The sequence below is a fragment of the Mucilaginibacter sp. genome (genome assembly GCF_965277465.1).
Classification (GTDB): Bacteria; Bacteroidota; Bacteroidia; order Sphingobacteriales; family Sphingobacteriaceae; genus Mucilaginibacter.
Map to the genome: position 1 here is coordinate 926,366 of NZ_CBDICW010000002.1, position 14,508 is coordinate 940,873.

12 protein-coding genes and 1 tRNA gene are annotated in these 14,508 nt (G+C 35.4%); 5 read left to right on the forward strand and 8 right to left on the reverse strand.

What is annotated here, in order from left to right; translation table 11 throughout:
• Positions 1 to 76: 76 nt before the first annotated feature.
• Positions 77 to 937, reverse strand: coding sequence for an N-acetylglucosamine kinase (locus ACQY4U_RS16505; RefSeq protein ID WP_428330549.1), 861 nt, complete (start codon positions 935 to 937; stop codon positions 77 to 79).
• Between the two features lie 547 nt (positions 938 to 1,484).
• On the opposite strand from ACQY4U_RS16505, the gene ACQY4U_RS16510 reads away from it, so the two are divergent.
• Positions 1,485 to 3,890, forward strand: a complete 2,406-nt coding sequence (locus ACQY4U_RS16510) for an ATP-binding protein (protein ID WP_428330550.1) — start codon at positions 1,485 to 1,487, stop codon at positions 3,888 to 3,890.
• Positions 3,891 to 3,989: 99 nt separating this feature from the next.
• A tRNA-Arg gene (locus tag ACQY4U_RS16515) sits at positions 3,990 to 4,063 on the forward strand.
• 257 nt (positions 4,064 to 4,320) lie between these two features.
• On the opposite strand, the gene ACQY4U_RS16520 is transcribed toward ACQY4U_RS16515, so the two are convergent.
• From ACQY4U_RS16520 to ACQY4U_RS16535, 4 genes are all read right to left on the reverse strand, one after another.
• On the reverse strand, positions 4,321 to 4,542 hold the full coding sequence (locus ACQY4U_RS16520) for a hypothetical protein (RefSeq protein WP_428330551.1): 222 nt from the start codon (positions 4,540 to 4,542) through the stop codon (positions 4,321 to 4,323).
• Entirely contained in the window at positions 4,542 to 4,688 is a 147-nt protein-coding gene (locus ACQY4U_RS16525) for an integrase core domain-containing protein (RefSeq protein WP_428330552.1), read from the reverse strand. The genes ACQY4U_RS16520 and ACQY4U_RS16525 overlap by 1 nt, the downstream gene beginning before the upstream one ends.
• 462 nt (positions 4,689 to 5,150) lie before the next feature.
• The gene (locus tag ACQY4U_RS16530) at positions 5,151 to 6,455 is read right to left on the reverse strand and encodes an McrC family protein (protein ID WP_428330553.1); all 1,305 of its coding nucleotides are present in this window, start codon (positions 6,453 to 6,455) and stop codon (positions 5,151 to 5,153) included.
• A 14-nt stretch (positions 6,456 to 6,469) separates the two neighbouring features.
• Positions 6,470 to 8,833 (reverse strand): McrB family protein, encoded by a 2,364-nt coding sequence (locus tag ACQY4U_RS16535; RefSeq protein ID WP_428330554.1) that lies wholly within the window; start codon positions 8,831 to 8,833, stop codon positions 6,470 to 6,472.
• A 551-nt stretch (positions 8,834 to 9,384) separates the two neighbouring features.
• Between ACQY4U_RS16535 and ACQY4U_RS16540 the strand changes: the two genes are divergently transcribed.
• Both ACQY4U_RS16540 and ACQY4U_RS16545 read left to right on the forward strand, forming a co-directional pair.
• The gene (locus ACQY4U_RS16540; protein WP_428330555.1) at positions 9,385 to 9,891 is read left to right on the forward strand and encodes a hypothetical protein; all 507 of its coding nucleotides are present in this window, start codon (positions 9,385 to 9,387) and stop codon (positions 9,889 to 9,891) included.
• Positions 9,892 to 10,217: 326 nt separating this feature from the next.
• Positions 10,218 to 11,045, forward strand: coding sequence for a tetratricopeptide repeat protein (locus tag ACQY4U_RS16545; protein WP_428330556.1), 828 nt, complete (start codon positions 10,218 to 10,220; stop codon positions 11,043 to 11,045).
• Between the two features lie 151 nt (positions 11,046 to 11,196).
• Here ACQY4U_RS16545 and ACQY4U_RS16550 read toward each other — a convergent pair whose 3' ends face one another.
• The 3 genes from ACQY4U_RS16550 to ACQY4U_RS16560 all read right to left on the reverse strand — a co-directional run bounded on the left by ACQY4U_RS16550 (position 11,197) and on the right by ACQY4U_RS16560 (position 13,556).
• Positions 11,197 to 11,541, reverse strand: coding sequence for a helix-turn-helix domain-containing protein (locus ACQY4U_RS16550; RefSeq protein ID WP_428330557.1), 345 nt, complete (start codon positions 11,539 to 11,541; stop codon positions 11,197 to 11,199).
• A gap of 288 nt (positions 11,542 to 11,829) precedes the next feature.
• Complete coding sequence (locus tag ACQY4U_RS16555) at positions 11,830 to 13,050, reverse strand: site-specific integrase (RefSeq protein WP_428330558.1); 1,221 nt, start codon at positions 13,048 to 13,050, stop codon at positions 11,830 to 11,832.
• 290 nt (positions 13,051 to 13,340) lie between these two features.
• Positions 13,341 to 13,556: a hypothetical protein gene (locus ACQY4U_RS16560; RefSeq protein WP_428330559.1), complete on the reverse strand. Its 216-nt coding sequence runs from the start codon at positions 13,554 to 13,556 to the stop codon at positions 13,341 to 13,343.
• 163 nt (positions 13,557 to 13,719) lie between these two features.
• On the opposite strand from ACQY4U_RS16560, the gene ACQY4U_RS16565 reads away from it, so the two are divergent.
• Positions 13,720 to 14,466 carry a bacteriorhodopsin-like gene (locus ACQY4U_RS16565; protein WP_428330560.1) on the forward strand — a complete coding sequence of 249 codons (747 nt, stop codon included), beginning with the start codon at positions 13,720 to 13,722 and terminating at the stop codon, positions 14,464 to 14,466.
• The last annotated feature ends 42 nt before the right edge of the window (positions 14,467 to 14,508 follow it).

Sequence of the window (14,508 nt, forward strand, 5' to 3'; positions counted from 1 at the left end):
TTAACCGACATAAAGCAAAAGAGCCGGAAATGTGATCACACAATTCCGGCTCTTTTAATTTTATAGCTTTCTGATTTTAGATCTGTGATGGTGAAAGCTCCAAATGGAATTTCACTAAGTTATCTATAGGTGAGCGGATGATGTTACCAACAACCATTCCGTTTTCGGCAACAACCTCTTCCAACACATTGCGGAAATTGTAACCTACCGAACCTATACAGTTAAAAGTGTATTTCTGATAATCAGGGTAGTGGGTAACCAGGTTACGGAAAAAGTCTTCAAACGAGGTGCGTACCAGGTTTCTTGAATATTCTATATGAACATTATTATCGTAAACAAACTTGCTGAAGCTTGCACAAAAACGGTTTGCACGGGGTTGGGTGTAAACCTGCTCGTTTATATCATCGGGTGTAAGTTTAAAGGTTTCCCAAAAAAGTTTACGTACCGGCTCAGGCATGTATCCGCGTAAATAATCAGTCAGCAATTTTTTGCCGATGTAGCAACCGCTACCTTCATCACCTAAAATATAGGCTCCTGAATCTATATTGTTTACAACATCTTTACCATCATATATACAGGTGTTTGTTCCTGTACCCAATATGGCAGCAAAACCTTCTGTGTTTCCTAATAGCGCCCTGGCAGCGGCAAGCAGATCATGACCTATGTAAACTTTAGAGTTGCTGAAAACAACTTTCATTGCATCTTCAACAATCTTACGCATCTCGGGTGTTGAACATCCTGCGCCGTAATAGTTTACTTCGGTAATAACATCCTTCTCAAGGTCGGTTGGTAAACTTTCCTTTAACGACTGGATGATATACTCGGTGCTTGAAAAATAAGGGTTGTACCCTTCAGTGTTAAAATACACTTTTTTACCTTCTTCGGTAACCAGACACCAGTTTGTTTTAGTTGAGCCACCGTCAGCAATAATGATCATAAATGAGTTTATTTTAAAAAAATCTGATAAAAGTATGATTTACTTATTGTAAAAAAAACACTTTGTATTTTTAAAAAGTAAAAATCTACCTTGTTAAATTAATATTGTTTCAATTTAGCAGCTAATTAGTACTTACAGCAACCGCATTCTATCTGATTAGAAATACACCCGTATGTTAACTAACTGTTTATTTAAAATATAAATTTACTTGCTTTATGAAGCAATTGGTTTATAATTGTTTGCAATAATATGTATAATTTAACAAATATTAGTCTGCATAGTTTGATTATTTAAGTAAAGGATAAATCCTTTTAATTTCATGGTTTTTGCACGCCTTTTTTAGCTGCAAAAAACAGGGCCTTTAAAAAGATATTAAACAAAAAATGTTAAACAGACAGGTGTTTTTCATTAACCTGGCTACGCATACTCAGGTCTGCGTTTTTCCCTAAATTAAAAATCGTTATTTTGTTTAAATAATGATAATTATATTTGAAACGCGTATGCTTTGGTTTTTAAGGAAGCATAATTTGAACCGCCCGATCAGTAAATGACCAATACACCACATCTTTTCTCTGATAGGGAATTACTCGGAATTTTGTCTGTTTCGCCCAACGCGACTGCTATTTATACTACTGAACAAATCATTATCCAAACGGCCAATGATGCCATGATCAATTTGTGGGGGAAAGACCGCAGCGTTATCGGCCGGCCTATGCTGGATGTTATCCCTGAGCTTAGCGATCAGCCTTTTATTGAGATATTAAAAAATGTTTGGAACACCGGTATCACCTACCAGGCAAAAGATACCCCCGCCAAGCTAATGGTTAATGGCAAGCTGCAGCAGTTTTATTTTGATTTTATTTACCACGCCATCAAAAACGATGATGGCAGCGTTTATTGCATTTTACATACCGCTGTTGATGTAACGCAGCAAAACCTGAACCGGATGGCTTTAGAAGAGAGCCAGGAAAAAGAACAAAAACTATTTGAGGAGTTGGCCGCTATTAACGAAGAGTTAGAAGCATCGAACGAAGAACTGATCTCAACCAACAAAGAGTTGCAGCAATCGGGCAATGATCTTCAACGGCTTGTTGATCAGCTGGCGGTAAGCGAAGCGGGTTTCAGGAACATGATAATGCAGGCACCTGTTGCCATAAGTGTGCTTGCCGGGCCTAATCTTATCATACAAACCGCAAATGATAACATTCTGAAAGTTTGGGGTAAAAACCGTTCGGTAATTAATAAACCCTTACATATTGCCCTGCCCGAATTGCTTGGGCAGCCATTTTTAAAGATACTTGAAAAAGTTTATACCGGCGGCGAACCTTTTTATGGCAATGCCGCCAAGGTATTTTTAGAGCGCGATGGCGTGCTGGAAGAAGCCTATTTTAACTTTGTATATCAGCCATTAAAAGATACTGCCGGCATTACCCACAGCATAATGGTGGTTGCCAGCGAAGTAACCGAGCAAATAAACTCCAGGAAGCAGATTGAGATAAGCGAGCACCGTTTAAACCGAATGGTGATGACGGCACCCATAGGGATGACCGTTTTACGGGGCCCTGAGCTTATCATTGATATTGCCAACAAAAATATGCTCAGTATCTGGAACCGCAAGGCTGATCAGGTTGTTGGCAAAGCCCTGTTACGTGCATTTCCTGAATTAATAGGGCAGCCTTTTCCCGAAATGCTGCAGGAGGTTTATACCAGTGGTCTTCCCTTAGCTATTGATGAAATTGGGGTTGATATAGCCTCGCCTGATGGTGGTATGACCCGGCATTACGTAAATTTCAGTTATGATCCTTTGTTTGATAAGGAGGGTAATGTAGAAGCTATTTTAGCCACGGTTATTAATATTACAGAGCAGGTTGAAGCGCGCGAAGAACTGCACCAACTACAGGAACGCGGGCGCTTGGCCGTAAATGCCGCCCGCCTGGGTACATTTGATATGGACCTTACCCGCAAAAATAACCTGGAGTGGGATGAGCGCTGCCGGCACCTGTTTGGCGTTGATCATAACGACCCTGTGGTTTATGACAGGGACTTTGTGATGGGCCTGCATCCCGAAGACCGTGAACGCGTTTTAAAAGTGATTGAGGCATCAATGAACAAAGCGGTAAGCGAAGGCGAATACGATGTTGAGTACCGTACCGTTGGTGCAGCCGATAAAAAAATAAGGTGGGTTAGGGCAAAGGGTAAAGTGTTTTTTGATGACAGGGATACCCCCGTACGCTTTGTAGGTGCTGTTTTGGATATTACCGCTCAAAAACAGGATGAACAGCGCAAAAATGATTTTATTGCCATGGTAAGCCATGAGCTTAAAACACCGCTAACATCGTTAAAGGCCTATGTGCAAATGCTGATGGCAAAGGCAAGGGATAGCGAAGATAACTTTACCACCACTGCACTGGATAAGGTTGATAAGCAGATTAAAAAAATGACGGTGATGATCAACGGGTTTTTAAACGTATCGCGTTTAGAGGCCGGGCAGATCTACCTGGAAGAAAAGGCCTTTGATATTAACGAGCTGATTAAACAAACCGTTGAGGAGGTGAGCTTAACCACACAAAGCCATAATATTTATTACCTGGCCCGCGGTCCGCAGATGATTAATGCCGACCATGATAAAATAGGGCAGGTGATCAACAATTTTTTAAGCAATGCCGTAAAGTACTCGGCAAAGGGGAAAGAGGTAGAGGTTAATTACCAGGTATTGGGCAATACCGTGCAGGTAAGCGTAAAAGACGAAGGCATTGGCATAAACACCCACGACCAGGAAAAACTGTTTGACCGTTTTTACCGGGTAAACAACCACGATACCAAAACAATATCGGGCTTTGGGATAGGCCTATACCTCTGTGCCGAGATCATCAGGCGGCACGATGGCCGCATTTGGGTAGAGAGCCAGATGGGTAAAGGCTCAACCTTTTATTTTAGTTTGCCCATACATTAGGGCTTAACGGCCTATAATACAGTTGTTTTGGCTGTATTGTATTTGTTTTGACAATTTAAGGAGATTTTTGCATCTTTGCACCGCGAAAATATCGCAGATGGTCCCATAGCTCAGCTGGATAGAGCAACTGATTTCTAATCAGTAGGTCTCAGGTTCGAATCCTGATGGGATCACTTGACTCTTTATAACGCCTTGTAAATTAATTATTTATGAGGCGTTTTTGTTTTTACTGTCAGTGGCACTGTCAATAAAATTAAGTAAAATAATATATAAATCAACAAAGTTTTTATTCTATATAATGTCTGAGGGAAGATTTACTTAGTCAAAATTGCAATCTAAACAGGTTGTAACCCTCCCTTATTTCAGACAGTTTTTTAATGGACTAAATAAATTAAAAATTTGGTTTATAAACATATTACATTTCACTTTATTAGTTATTCTTTAGCTTAAGCCATATTTCATACCACTTTGTTTTAGGCTTGGTTATGTGCAAAAGATGTTCGGTATTATTTGGTGATTCCAGATATACTGCATTATCATTTATAGTGATGCTTGATTGTTTTTCAAAGAGAATTTTATTGCATTCTTCTTGATACCATTCTTCTCTTGTTGATGACCAATTTGCTTTTTCTACAGAGTGTCTTTTTCCCATTACTTATTGTTTAATTGCCTGTACGAGCTTGGCGTTGTACTACCCAATGCTTCATGTGGCCTATTGTAGTTGTAATCTTCCATCCATTCATCGGCTAAAGTAGCCCAACGAAAGAATTTGTTATTATAAGTACTAAAATAAGGCAATCTAGAACATTGAATATAGATTCCCTATGGGCTATTAAAAACATCAATTTACCCTTGTAAGTCAAGAAATTACAAGGGTTTTTATTTTTACTATTAGTTAAACTGTCAGTAAAAGAAGGTATAATTCAGACTAATACATTAACTAATTACCCTAAATTGATATTCTGGCACTCCAGAATAAGATTCTCGTGTTTATAGGATTCTATTATTGCTTTATAAAAAGCAATAATTCTATCGGGATCGCTAAAAAAGTCTTCGGCATCAGTATCGCTCACTTTTAATAGCTTGGTGTAAAGTTCAATTTTTCCTGAATCCGCGTTTTCCTGAAACCAATTATAAGCATCTGGATATGCTGCAAAAACATCATTTGTTTTATATTTTATAGATTTAATTTCTTCTTATATTAAGGCTTTCTTTAAATTCTGCTGTAAAAGTTGATCACTTCGCAAAGGCTTCAATTTATTAATCCGGCTTGAATATAGGGTCTATATGTTCAACTCTTGCCTTAATTAAAGCATCCGCCAATTGGATGTCGTCAAAAGTTATATCTAGATTTTGAACTCGAATATCAATTGACTCCGACAACATAGCCGAGGGAATTTCGAACCAAGCGGATGCATTTAAAGCCGTTTCTATTTGTGGATAAAGCAATAAAACATTTTTGCAATTCCTCCTAATTGCATAACTAACCATTTGATATAAGTCATTCTGACTTACTCCGGACTTCAACCCATCATTAGTAGATCTATATTTATACTTCGTGTCAATGATGATTTTGTTGTCAATGTAAATATCATTCCTAATTCGAAAAACGGGTTTACCGTAATTTAACGCCAAATAATCCGAACTTTGGCTTTTAAAATTTAAAGTGGGCCACTTTTCAGCTATAAAGCCAAAAACAAAGTCTTCAAAAACATATTCCATGGGCACTAGAAAACAGAAATTTCTACTGTTATCAGAGTCCATGTCAATGACCTGATTGGATAAATACAGCTTACATAGTGCTAGGATATGCTTATGATCTTCATATAACGGATTTAGTTTAACCTTTTCGCAATCTTCTGCTGAACAGCGTATATCGGAAACATCGTGTAGTAAAAATAGAATTTCATTCAACTTCTCTTTATTCCGATAGTTTTCGCTAATCGCGGACAGTCTACGTGTCACATATTTAATAATTTGATTAAAACGGTTATCGTAAACAAATGGTTCATGAGTGCAAAAAAAGTTTTGCCATTTACCTGTTGTTAGATTATGTTTGGTATAATTATCAAATGATAAACGGCCTTTTAGAAATGTTGTTTCTTCATCTACACTTTGATAAGCCTGAAATGGTTGTCTGGAAATAATTTCCTCAGTGTAATTTGAAAATACGTAAATCAGTAGCTCTAGGAAATCATCAAAAATTAAATTCGAAACATCTGCAAACGAAAATGGAAATTTTATTTTACGACAATAAGTAAGCCAATAGAATAAATTCATTTGCCATTTCTTACTATCACCAGTTTTATCATGTGCAAATATTTTAGGATAAACTTCTACCCTAATATCTTCATATTGAACTACTCCAACATAGTTTCTTGCAGATACTTTGCCATCTATAGTAAAATCAAAAAAACGCTGTTTCTGTATTTTTCGCTCTTGTTGTTCTTCCTCTGAAATGTCTTCTGACAACTCTATAAATCGGTTTCGATTCTCCCAAACGGTTGATAGATAACTAACAAAGCCAGCTACCTTATTTTGAGGCTGCTTTAAAGAATCACTCATCCATTCAAATAACCTCACAAAGCAATAATTTGATAATTTTCTTTAATAGTTGTTGGACTGATTTGAATACCTGCGTCCAATAATATTTTTTTTACTGCTTCCGTATTACTTTGACAGTACTCGTATAGGAGAGGAATAATTTTTGAATTTAAAATTCCAATCTTTTCCCCTTCTGGTTTATTGATAAAAAAGGCGTGACCGATAAAAAAGTCAGGATTTTTTTTCCAACTGTAAATAGCTTGGTTCAATGCCTCGAGTAGCGGCGCCCACCACTGAGATTCCATATAAATTGGATATAGAGCCTTAAATTCGAAACGTCTTCTCAGCGCAATGTCTAACAAAGCGATTGATCTGTCTGCGGTATTCATAGTACCTATGATGTAAAGGTTTGCCGGAACACAAAATTTTTCATTAGAATATGGCAATTCTAACCAAATTTCATTTTCTCCGCCTATTCTTTTATCCTCTTCCAATAATGTGATTAACTCACCAAAAACCGCCGAAATATTTGCTCTATTAATTTCATCGATAAATAATGCAAACTGTTTTGATGGCTTGCCTTTTGCTTCAGTAAATTTTGCAATTCGGTTTTCAATTGAATCATTGTAACATTCTTCAAAAGAATTGTAACCGACCAATTTTAATGCTTCAATACAACTGTTGTAAAATATCCCCTTCTTTAATTCAAATTGTAAGTCACCGGCCTTTTCTTCCTCTGAATTATCCTTTAATAATGGCTTAATTCCTTCAATGAAATCCTCGTAGCTATATTTTTGATGAAAAGTTATGAAATTAAATCGGGTTTTTATAGTTACGCCTTGAGCTGTTCTAATAAAAGGATTTTGTGCAATCTCTAATAGCTCTTTGTCAATTATGTTTGGTATTTCTATTTGCTTATCCGCTATTATCGACCATTCACTCTTCTCATTTTTATGAAACAATTCTAAGGGGCCTCTATATTTTTCGCTCATTTGAGAGGACTCCTGATCAGCATAAGATTGTAATATCCTCCAAATTGTATTTTGAGGCGTTTTTGCAGCATCGCTTATTTTGGCTTTGACAATAGGGTTAGCCATTATGTCAGAAACTAAAATGGGTTTATCGTAATCGCTCAAAACAGCAGCAAATATTTTCCAAAATGGATAGGCAGATATTTTTTCTTTAAGTAACTCTTCTGAAGATTTAGTAACACCCCTGTCAGTAAAGTATTTCTCTTTATACTCATTCAGTTTATACGTTTTACCTGTACCAGGAGGACCGTACAATATTTCATTCAATGGTAGCATAAAATTCAAATTTATTATATCAGTGTTCAGTGTTGAATACTGCTGTAAAAAATCATTGTAAGTCTTAATTGCAGCGGAGTAAAAACCATTATTTCCATAAGATTTTGCGGCCTCATTATAATATTTACCTCCCTCTGTTTTTTGTTCTTTTAATAAGTCGTCATATAATGATTTTAGCTTATTAAGGTCGTCAACTTCAAATACATTCCAGTTAATCAACTTAGACAGTAACTCAATCGCTCGGACATATGAGTTCTTTACTCCGCTTTCCTTCTTAAAAATAGCATCCAGCCATTTGATATAGGCTTTTTTATAATTCTTAATTCCCGATTCACTATTTCCTAAACTTTCGAATGCTTTATTAAATAACTGATCACTGTACGTTTTATCAAATACTGCTTTTTCAAAAATCTCATTATTTGATTTTCGAAATCCTGAAGATTGAGTACGCCTTAACTCTTTTTCAGACGCTTTTCCGATTTCACTTATACGGCTTCGCAGGTCATCTGAACTTTTACAACTATAGTAGTAGGCTTCAGGACTTCCTTGAAATTGGCTGACTTTTAGATATTTTTCGGGAATAGTTTTAGCTCCGTCGATAAAATACCACGGATAGTCTTCGTTTAGCTTTAGAACTAAGCAGTGCCGTTGCCCTAATGTTATAGAAAATTGGTTACTTGCTGAAGTGCCATACGTTATTCTTTCATCATCTTGCTTAATATTGAGTTTGTTTAACAACTCCCTGGCTGCCATAAAAAAAGCAGTAGCATTTGTTCTGCCAGCTTTTTTAATTATTTCAACAAAATCAACTTCTTTTTTTGTTTCTAATTTTTTTTTTTGAATTATAAACCCATTTTTCACTAGTATCTTAAATGCAGGTGTATCTAATCCACCATCGAAAGATCTTCGATCTAATTCTAATCCATTGGCAAATATATTGGCATAGGAAATAATTAGTTTTGGAGGGTATAACTTAGAGTTGTAAACTACATCATATTGCTGTGAATCTGCGCGTTTAGGAATACCCTCAAAATTAATTTTTTCAATCGCCTTTAAAAGATGCTCCTTATCGATATTTTCGGGTATATCCATAATTTATTTAGTTGTTGTTTAACATTGGATTTATGGCGAACTTGATAATTATAATGGCAAATTCACACTCCAATTGAAAATTTTAATTGTGATTTTACACTTTGCTCAACATGAATGAAGAAGCTTTTTTTAATCGCTTTTTTTTGCTCAAATTTTACGGTAATTGGAGCTTATGTATGATTTAATTATTTTAAGATTATACTTACTTTTTCTAAAAAACATTCAAAAATTAACAGAATGGCCATTTGCAATTTACTAAGATGGTATTTCATCAGTTTTACTACGATAAGGTTAATTTTCTAAGTTAGATATTCCTTGCAGAATTTCATCTGCTTTTTTAATTTCTAAGGTAAAATGAAAGAATTATTCTAAAACGTCTTAAAAAATCAAATTTGATTATTGTTTTTTTTTAAGCCAATAATGACTTATCTAAAATAGTCAGGAACAATGTGAGGCTTTATAATAAGTTTTCATTAAAATTATCGCTCTATAGATTGAGAAGAATTAAACATATTTTGTATAGTTGAACATCTATAACCTTAATTACAATAATGAGCTTTTTTTCTATTCTTAAAGCGGGCATCACAGCTATGATTGATGATGCTCAAAAACCTGAATCGCATAAAATCGGCGATGCTTTTGAAAAATATGTCAGGGAGTTTTTATTTATTCAAGACTACTATACCCTTCTTGAAAAAACTCACGATTATCAGACAAATAAAGGTGATTATGTTCAATCATCCTTAAAACCAGATTATACATTTCAAGATCATTACACTAATGGAGTCTTTTTTGTTGAAGCGAAATTCCGAACAGACTTATACATTGATAAATATGTATGGTGCAATCAAAATCAACTTGCAAGATATAATGAGTGCAATAAGCATTACCCGGTATTTATTATTCTTGGCTTTGGAGATGATCCATCAAGTCCCGATGCGCTCGCGCTATTACCCCTTTCTAAAGCGAAATATACAGGGTTATATCCTAGCTACCTTGAACGATTTAAAATAGAACTTGATCGGCCTATAACTTCTAAAATTTTATGGAATAGGTAATTATTTCGATAAACTTGATTTATTATAATAGATCCATTACTACATTTACCTATACCATTCATCAAAAACTCCTGCTATTCTTTTGCATGCTTTCTAAGGACATTTCTTTTTGTGGGTGGCAGTCGTGTAACGGGTGGCTCCGAGCTCTTAATGGACTTCTCTTAGCATAGCCCTAATAGCTCGTTTTTGTTAACTATTTTATCTTCAGTGAGTATTTGTATTACTTAACATTTAGAGTTGTTGTATTGCCTCTGAACATCGTTTATACTCGTTTTTGAATTTGATTACTTCGCATTCCTTGCGCAGTAATCACTTATATTTACGGTATGGTTAAACTTTTATTCTCAATACTTACTTTTTTAATAATTTCTATTTCGGCATTTTGCCAAACTGATACTACAAGAGCGTTTAGTTATTTTCAAAAAGGCTACCATCAACAGGTATTACGCAATTATCAGGAATCACTTAAAGATTATGATACTACTGTATTTATTAATCCTGACTATAATCGCGTATATTTCTTTCGCGCATTAGATAGGTATTACCTGCACGATTTCAAAGGCTCTATAGAAGATTACACCACTTTCATCAAGTCAAATCCGAATTCGTCGAGCGCATTTGATAACAGAGGATATTCAAACTACCTATTAGGAAACAATGAGGATGCTCTAAAGGATTATAACCGAGCAATTGAGCTTAATCCAAAAGTTGTTAAAGCATATTTAAATCGTGGAGGTGTTAATAATCGCTTAAACAGGTTCAATGAAGCGTTATCAGATTTCAATCATGCGTTAATATTGAATTCCAATAATCCTGATATATACTTCAACATAGGAATGACAAAAAATGTACTTAATGACTATAAAGGCGCGATAGACGCGTTTAGTATTGTTTTGAAACTTCAAGCTAATAACGATAAAGCTTTATTATATCGTGCTACGGCAAAAGTGCTTTTGAAGGATTACAAAGGAGCACTTGATGATTTGAATCATTGCCTTATAATTAATCCCAATAATAGCGAAGCCTATTTAAATCGAGGCGCGATAAAACTTGAGCAGTATGACAAACAAAGTGCTTGCGCGGACTTTCAGAAAGCATTAGCTCTTGGCAACACCAACGCAGCTGATGTAATTAAAGAAAATTGTTCAAATTGATCTGCGTCTGTATTTGATTTAATAATGTTCCATGTCTGTAACACGGAACATATACTCCCATCGACGGGAATCTTTATACTTTTTTTATCGCTAATTTGACTTACGCATTAATAACAAAAAACCCCATGATTACATGGGGTCAATTACTTTTTTATTCATCCATCCGGTTTTCCCACTGTTTTGAAAAACCGAATTTAGCCATAGACTTTCTTACTTCCTCCTCCGTAAAATATCTGTTCTTGCCAAACTTTTTACCGACTATACTTCCTTTGTTTTTCCAGTTATGTACAGTTGCTTTAGTGACTTGAAATTTACGTGCTATATCTTCAATGGTTAGCAGTGGCGACTTGTTTTCTTCGGCCTCTTTCTGCTCTTTTATAAACTCGGTTAAAGCTTCCTTGATATAGTCTTTAATTATTTCTTCTAAATACCTGAATTTAACGTCTGCTCTTAATTCTTTAATGTTTTGTGCTTGTTGGTTGTTAAATGATAACATTTTTATTATGTAAAAAAATCACGCAATTACTCATGCGTTTTTGAGTGTTGATAATGCGCACAACAATAGCAAAAGATAACAGAACCAAACAATCCGTTTCTAAAAAAATGGGTGCCATATTAGTTTAGTTGGCAGGCAACAGGCTACGCTGTGCAATTGGCGAACGATCAGGCATTGCTGATTTTTTAAGTCGCTCACAAAAATAAATTCCGGGAATTATTTTTTCAAATTTTATTTTATTTTTTTCAAGTTGGTATAACCCATACCGAAATAGGGGCTAAACTATTTTTATGCAACGTGCATCTTAGGCGACCAAATATTATTCATTTCAGCAAGCTTAACTTTATCAGTCAGCTTAATATACTTCTTAAAAGTTTTATAGTCCTTATGTCCTGTTATGCTCATAACGGTCTCCGGCCTCATTCCTTTTTCAAGTGATATAGTTACAAATGTTCTTCTCGCTGTATGCGTACTAATAAAGTTGTGTTTAGGTTCTAAAAACTCAACTTTCTCAACACCTCTGTATTTAACAATATGTATAGGCTCGTTTATTTCAGCAACTTTTCCCAGGTCTTTCAAATAGTCGTTAGTCTTTTGGTTTGAGAATAATTTAGGTAGGAATCCGTTGTTTTTAGCCAGTAATTGTTTAGCATATATATTTAGCGGAATCTTCAAAAAATCCCTCGTCTTTTCTGTTTTAATCTCTATATAATCATCCTTTATGTTTTCCTTTTTTAGCTTGGTTATATCCGAATACCTTAACCCGGTAAAACAGGCAAAGCAAAAGTTATCCCTGACTATACTCAGTTTCGCGCTGGTCAATTTTAAGTGGAATAGTTTTAATAATTCTTCCTCTGATAGATAAATTAACTCTGAATCCTCTTTAAACACCTTAAACTTCTTAAAATCGTTCCCTGATTTATTATAGCCCATATCAGTAGCGAAATTCATAAAGGCTTTAACCATTTTTACATAATTCCCGGTTGTATTGTTCAGTATTTTGCAGTCATCGGTTAGATAGGAGACAAACTGTTTATAAAACTGGCCATTGATCCTTTCAAAGGTTAGTTCATATTTCTTTGCTGTTCTGAAATTTGTTAAGTGGTTTAAACAAGTTTTGTACCTGCTAATAGTTGATTCTTTCAGCTTCCCTTTTGCGGCTTCCATATACTCATTAAAATATCCGAAAAATGTTTTCTTATCGTCCCTCTTATCCAATGCATCGTTGAAACGTTGTTTAACGAATGAGAAATTAATACTGTTATTAACCAATAACGATTCCTTTTCTGCTTTCCTGATAATGTCCTCAATTGAGTTTAAATGACTGTTGACAAATTCATCATCAGTTTGTTTAACACGTACCCGCTGTTTACTCACTAGCCATTGAGTAGGGGTCAATTTATACTTAATAGAATGCCTGAATTTTTGACCGTTAGCTAAGTAGGTCATTTGAATGAATGAACGGCCGTTCTTGTCGGCTTTGTCGAGATAAAAATTTAGAGTTGCCATTAATTTTAATTTGTAGTTACTGTCAATATTGCTGTCAATTTGTGTTTTACTTAACTAGTTCAAAGTTGCGTACACTTGACAGTAAAAACAATATAAAATACTGATAGTCAATTATTTAATAACAAGTTTAATCAAATTGAATAAAACTCGTATTAACATAGATTAATCCTGATGGGATCACAGAATAGAAGCCTTTCAAAGAAATTTGAGAGGCTTTTTTATTTTATGTTGTTGAATTTGTGGTCGGTTAGTTTTAATGAATAAAATCGCTGCCCGTACTTTCCAAAACACTAACAACCCTTCAATGCCCGTCCGTCCGTTTCAAATACCGGACGTAAACGGACGGACGGACAAAAGCCCTGCTCCCGCGAGTTTAGCGCAGCGTAACTCGTGGTAACGGCTTTTATCTGCGAGTGATAGGATTGAACGGGGTTGATATTAGCTATTGAAAGATGAGCGAAGTTGCTTTTTAAACGTAAATAATGAATAAATATCAATAGTACCATATTGTACTTTAATTATAAAATTAGTTCAATATTGTTATAATTTTACAATTCTTTTACAATTTATTTTAACAGTTAAGGAAAATCTTTTCTACGTTTGGTTTATATAGTGATGGACAATCCTCCTGCTATCATTAACCAATTTTCCTAACTTAAAATTATTACTATGTATTCCAAACTATTAGCGATCGTCCCGATCGCCAGCACAAACTATGTTGCTTTTACTTTTTTTGTGGGTTGCATGGCCATGCTTGCCGCATCAGTTTTTTTCTTTTTCGAGGTTTCAAACACTGATAAAAAGTGGCGAATATCGATTCTTGTTTCGGGCCTCATTACGTTTATTGCGGCGGTTCACTATTATTACATGAGAGATTATTTTCTGGCAACCAACCAATCCCCAACCTTCTTCCGCTATGTAGATTGGTTGTTAACCGTACCCTTAATGTGTGTTGAATTTTATTTGATAACCAAAAAGGCAGGCGGAAAAATTGGATTGCTTTGGAAACTTATTGCAGCATCAGTTTTTATGCTGGTAACAGGTTATATAGGCGAAGCAATTTATGGCACCGAGCAACAAAGCTGGATTTGGGGCTTCGTGAGCAGTATTGGGTACTTTTACATTGTTTACCTAATATGGTTTGGGGAAGTGGCTAAGCTTGCAAACGATGCAGGGCCGGCTGTTGCAAAAGCTACCAAATCATTAGCCTGGTTTGTTTTGGTTGGTTGGGCTATTTACCCTATAGGTTATATTGCAGGTACCACAGGCGGTTTATTTGGCATTAATGTATTACATGGCCTATCGCTTGATGTGGTTTACAATATTGGTGATGCTATTAATAAAATCGGTTTCGGATTGGTTATTTATACGCTCGCCCAATCTGAAAAAGTATCTGATAAAGTTGCCATTGCGTAACTGTTTTTTATTAGTTGCCTCAAATCTGGCAATACCGGTCCA

Bases quoted from the DNA above. Each gene is read 5' to 3' on its own strand.
- ACQY4U_RS16505 (WP_428330549.1), bottom strand. From the start codon at position 937: ATGATCATTATTGCTGACGGTGGCTCAACTAAAACAAACTGGTGTCTG.
- ACQY4U_RS16550 (WP_428330557.1), bottom strand. From the start codon at position 11,541: ATGTTATCATTTAACAACCAACAAGCACAAAACATTAAAGAATTAAGA.
- ACQY4U_RS16565 (WP_428330560.1), top strand. From the start codon at position 13,720: ATGTATTCCAAACTATTAGCGATCGTCCCGATCGCCAGCACAAACTAT.
- ACQY4U_RS16545 (WP_428330556.1), top strand. From the start codon at position 10,218: ATGGTTAAACTTTTATTCTCAATACTTACTTTTTTAATAATTTCTATT.
- ACQY4U_RS16555 (WP_428330558.1), bottom strand. From the start codon at position 13,050: ATGGCAACTCTAAATTTTTATCTCGACAAAGCCGACAAGAACGGCCGT.
- ACQY4U_RS16530 (WP_428330553.1), bottom strand. From the start codon at position 6,455: ATGAGTGATTCTTTAAAGCAGCCTCAAAATAAGGTAGCTGGCTTTGTT.
- ACQY4U_RS16560 (WP_428330559.1), bottom strand. From the start codon at position 13,556: ATGGTACTATTGATATTTATTCATTATTTACGTTTAAAAAGCAACTTC.
- ACQY4U_RS16540 (WP_428330555.1), top strand. From the start codon at position 9,385: ATGAGCTTTTTTTCTATTCTTAAAGCGGGCATCACAGCTATGATTGAT.
- ACQY4U_RS16520 (WP_428330551.1), bottom strand. From the start codon at position 4,542: ATGGGAAAAAGACACTCTGTAGAAAAAGCAAATTGGTCATCAACAAGA.
- ACQY4U_RS16535 (WP_428330554.1), bottom strand. From the start codon at position 8,833: ATGGATATACCCGAAAATATCGATAAGGAGCATCTTTTAAAGGCGATT.
- ACQY4U_RS16510 (WP_428330550.1), top strand. From the start codon at position 1,485: ATGACCAATACACCACATCTTTTCTCTGATAGGGAATTACTCGGAATT.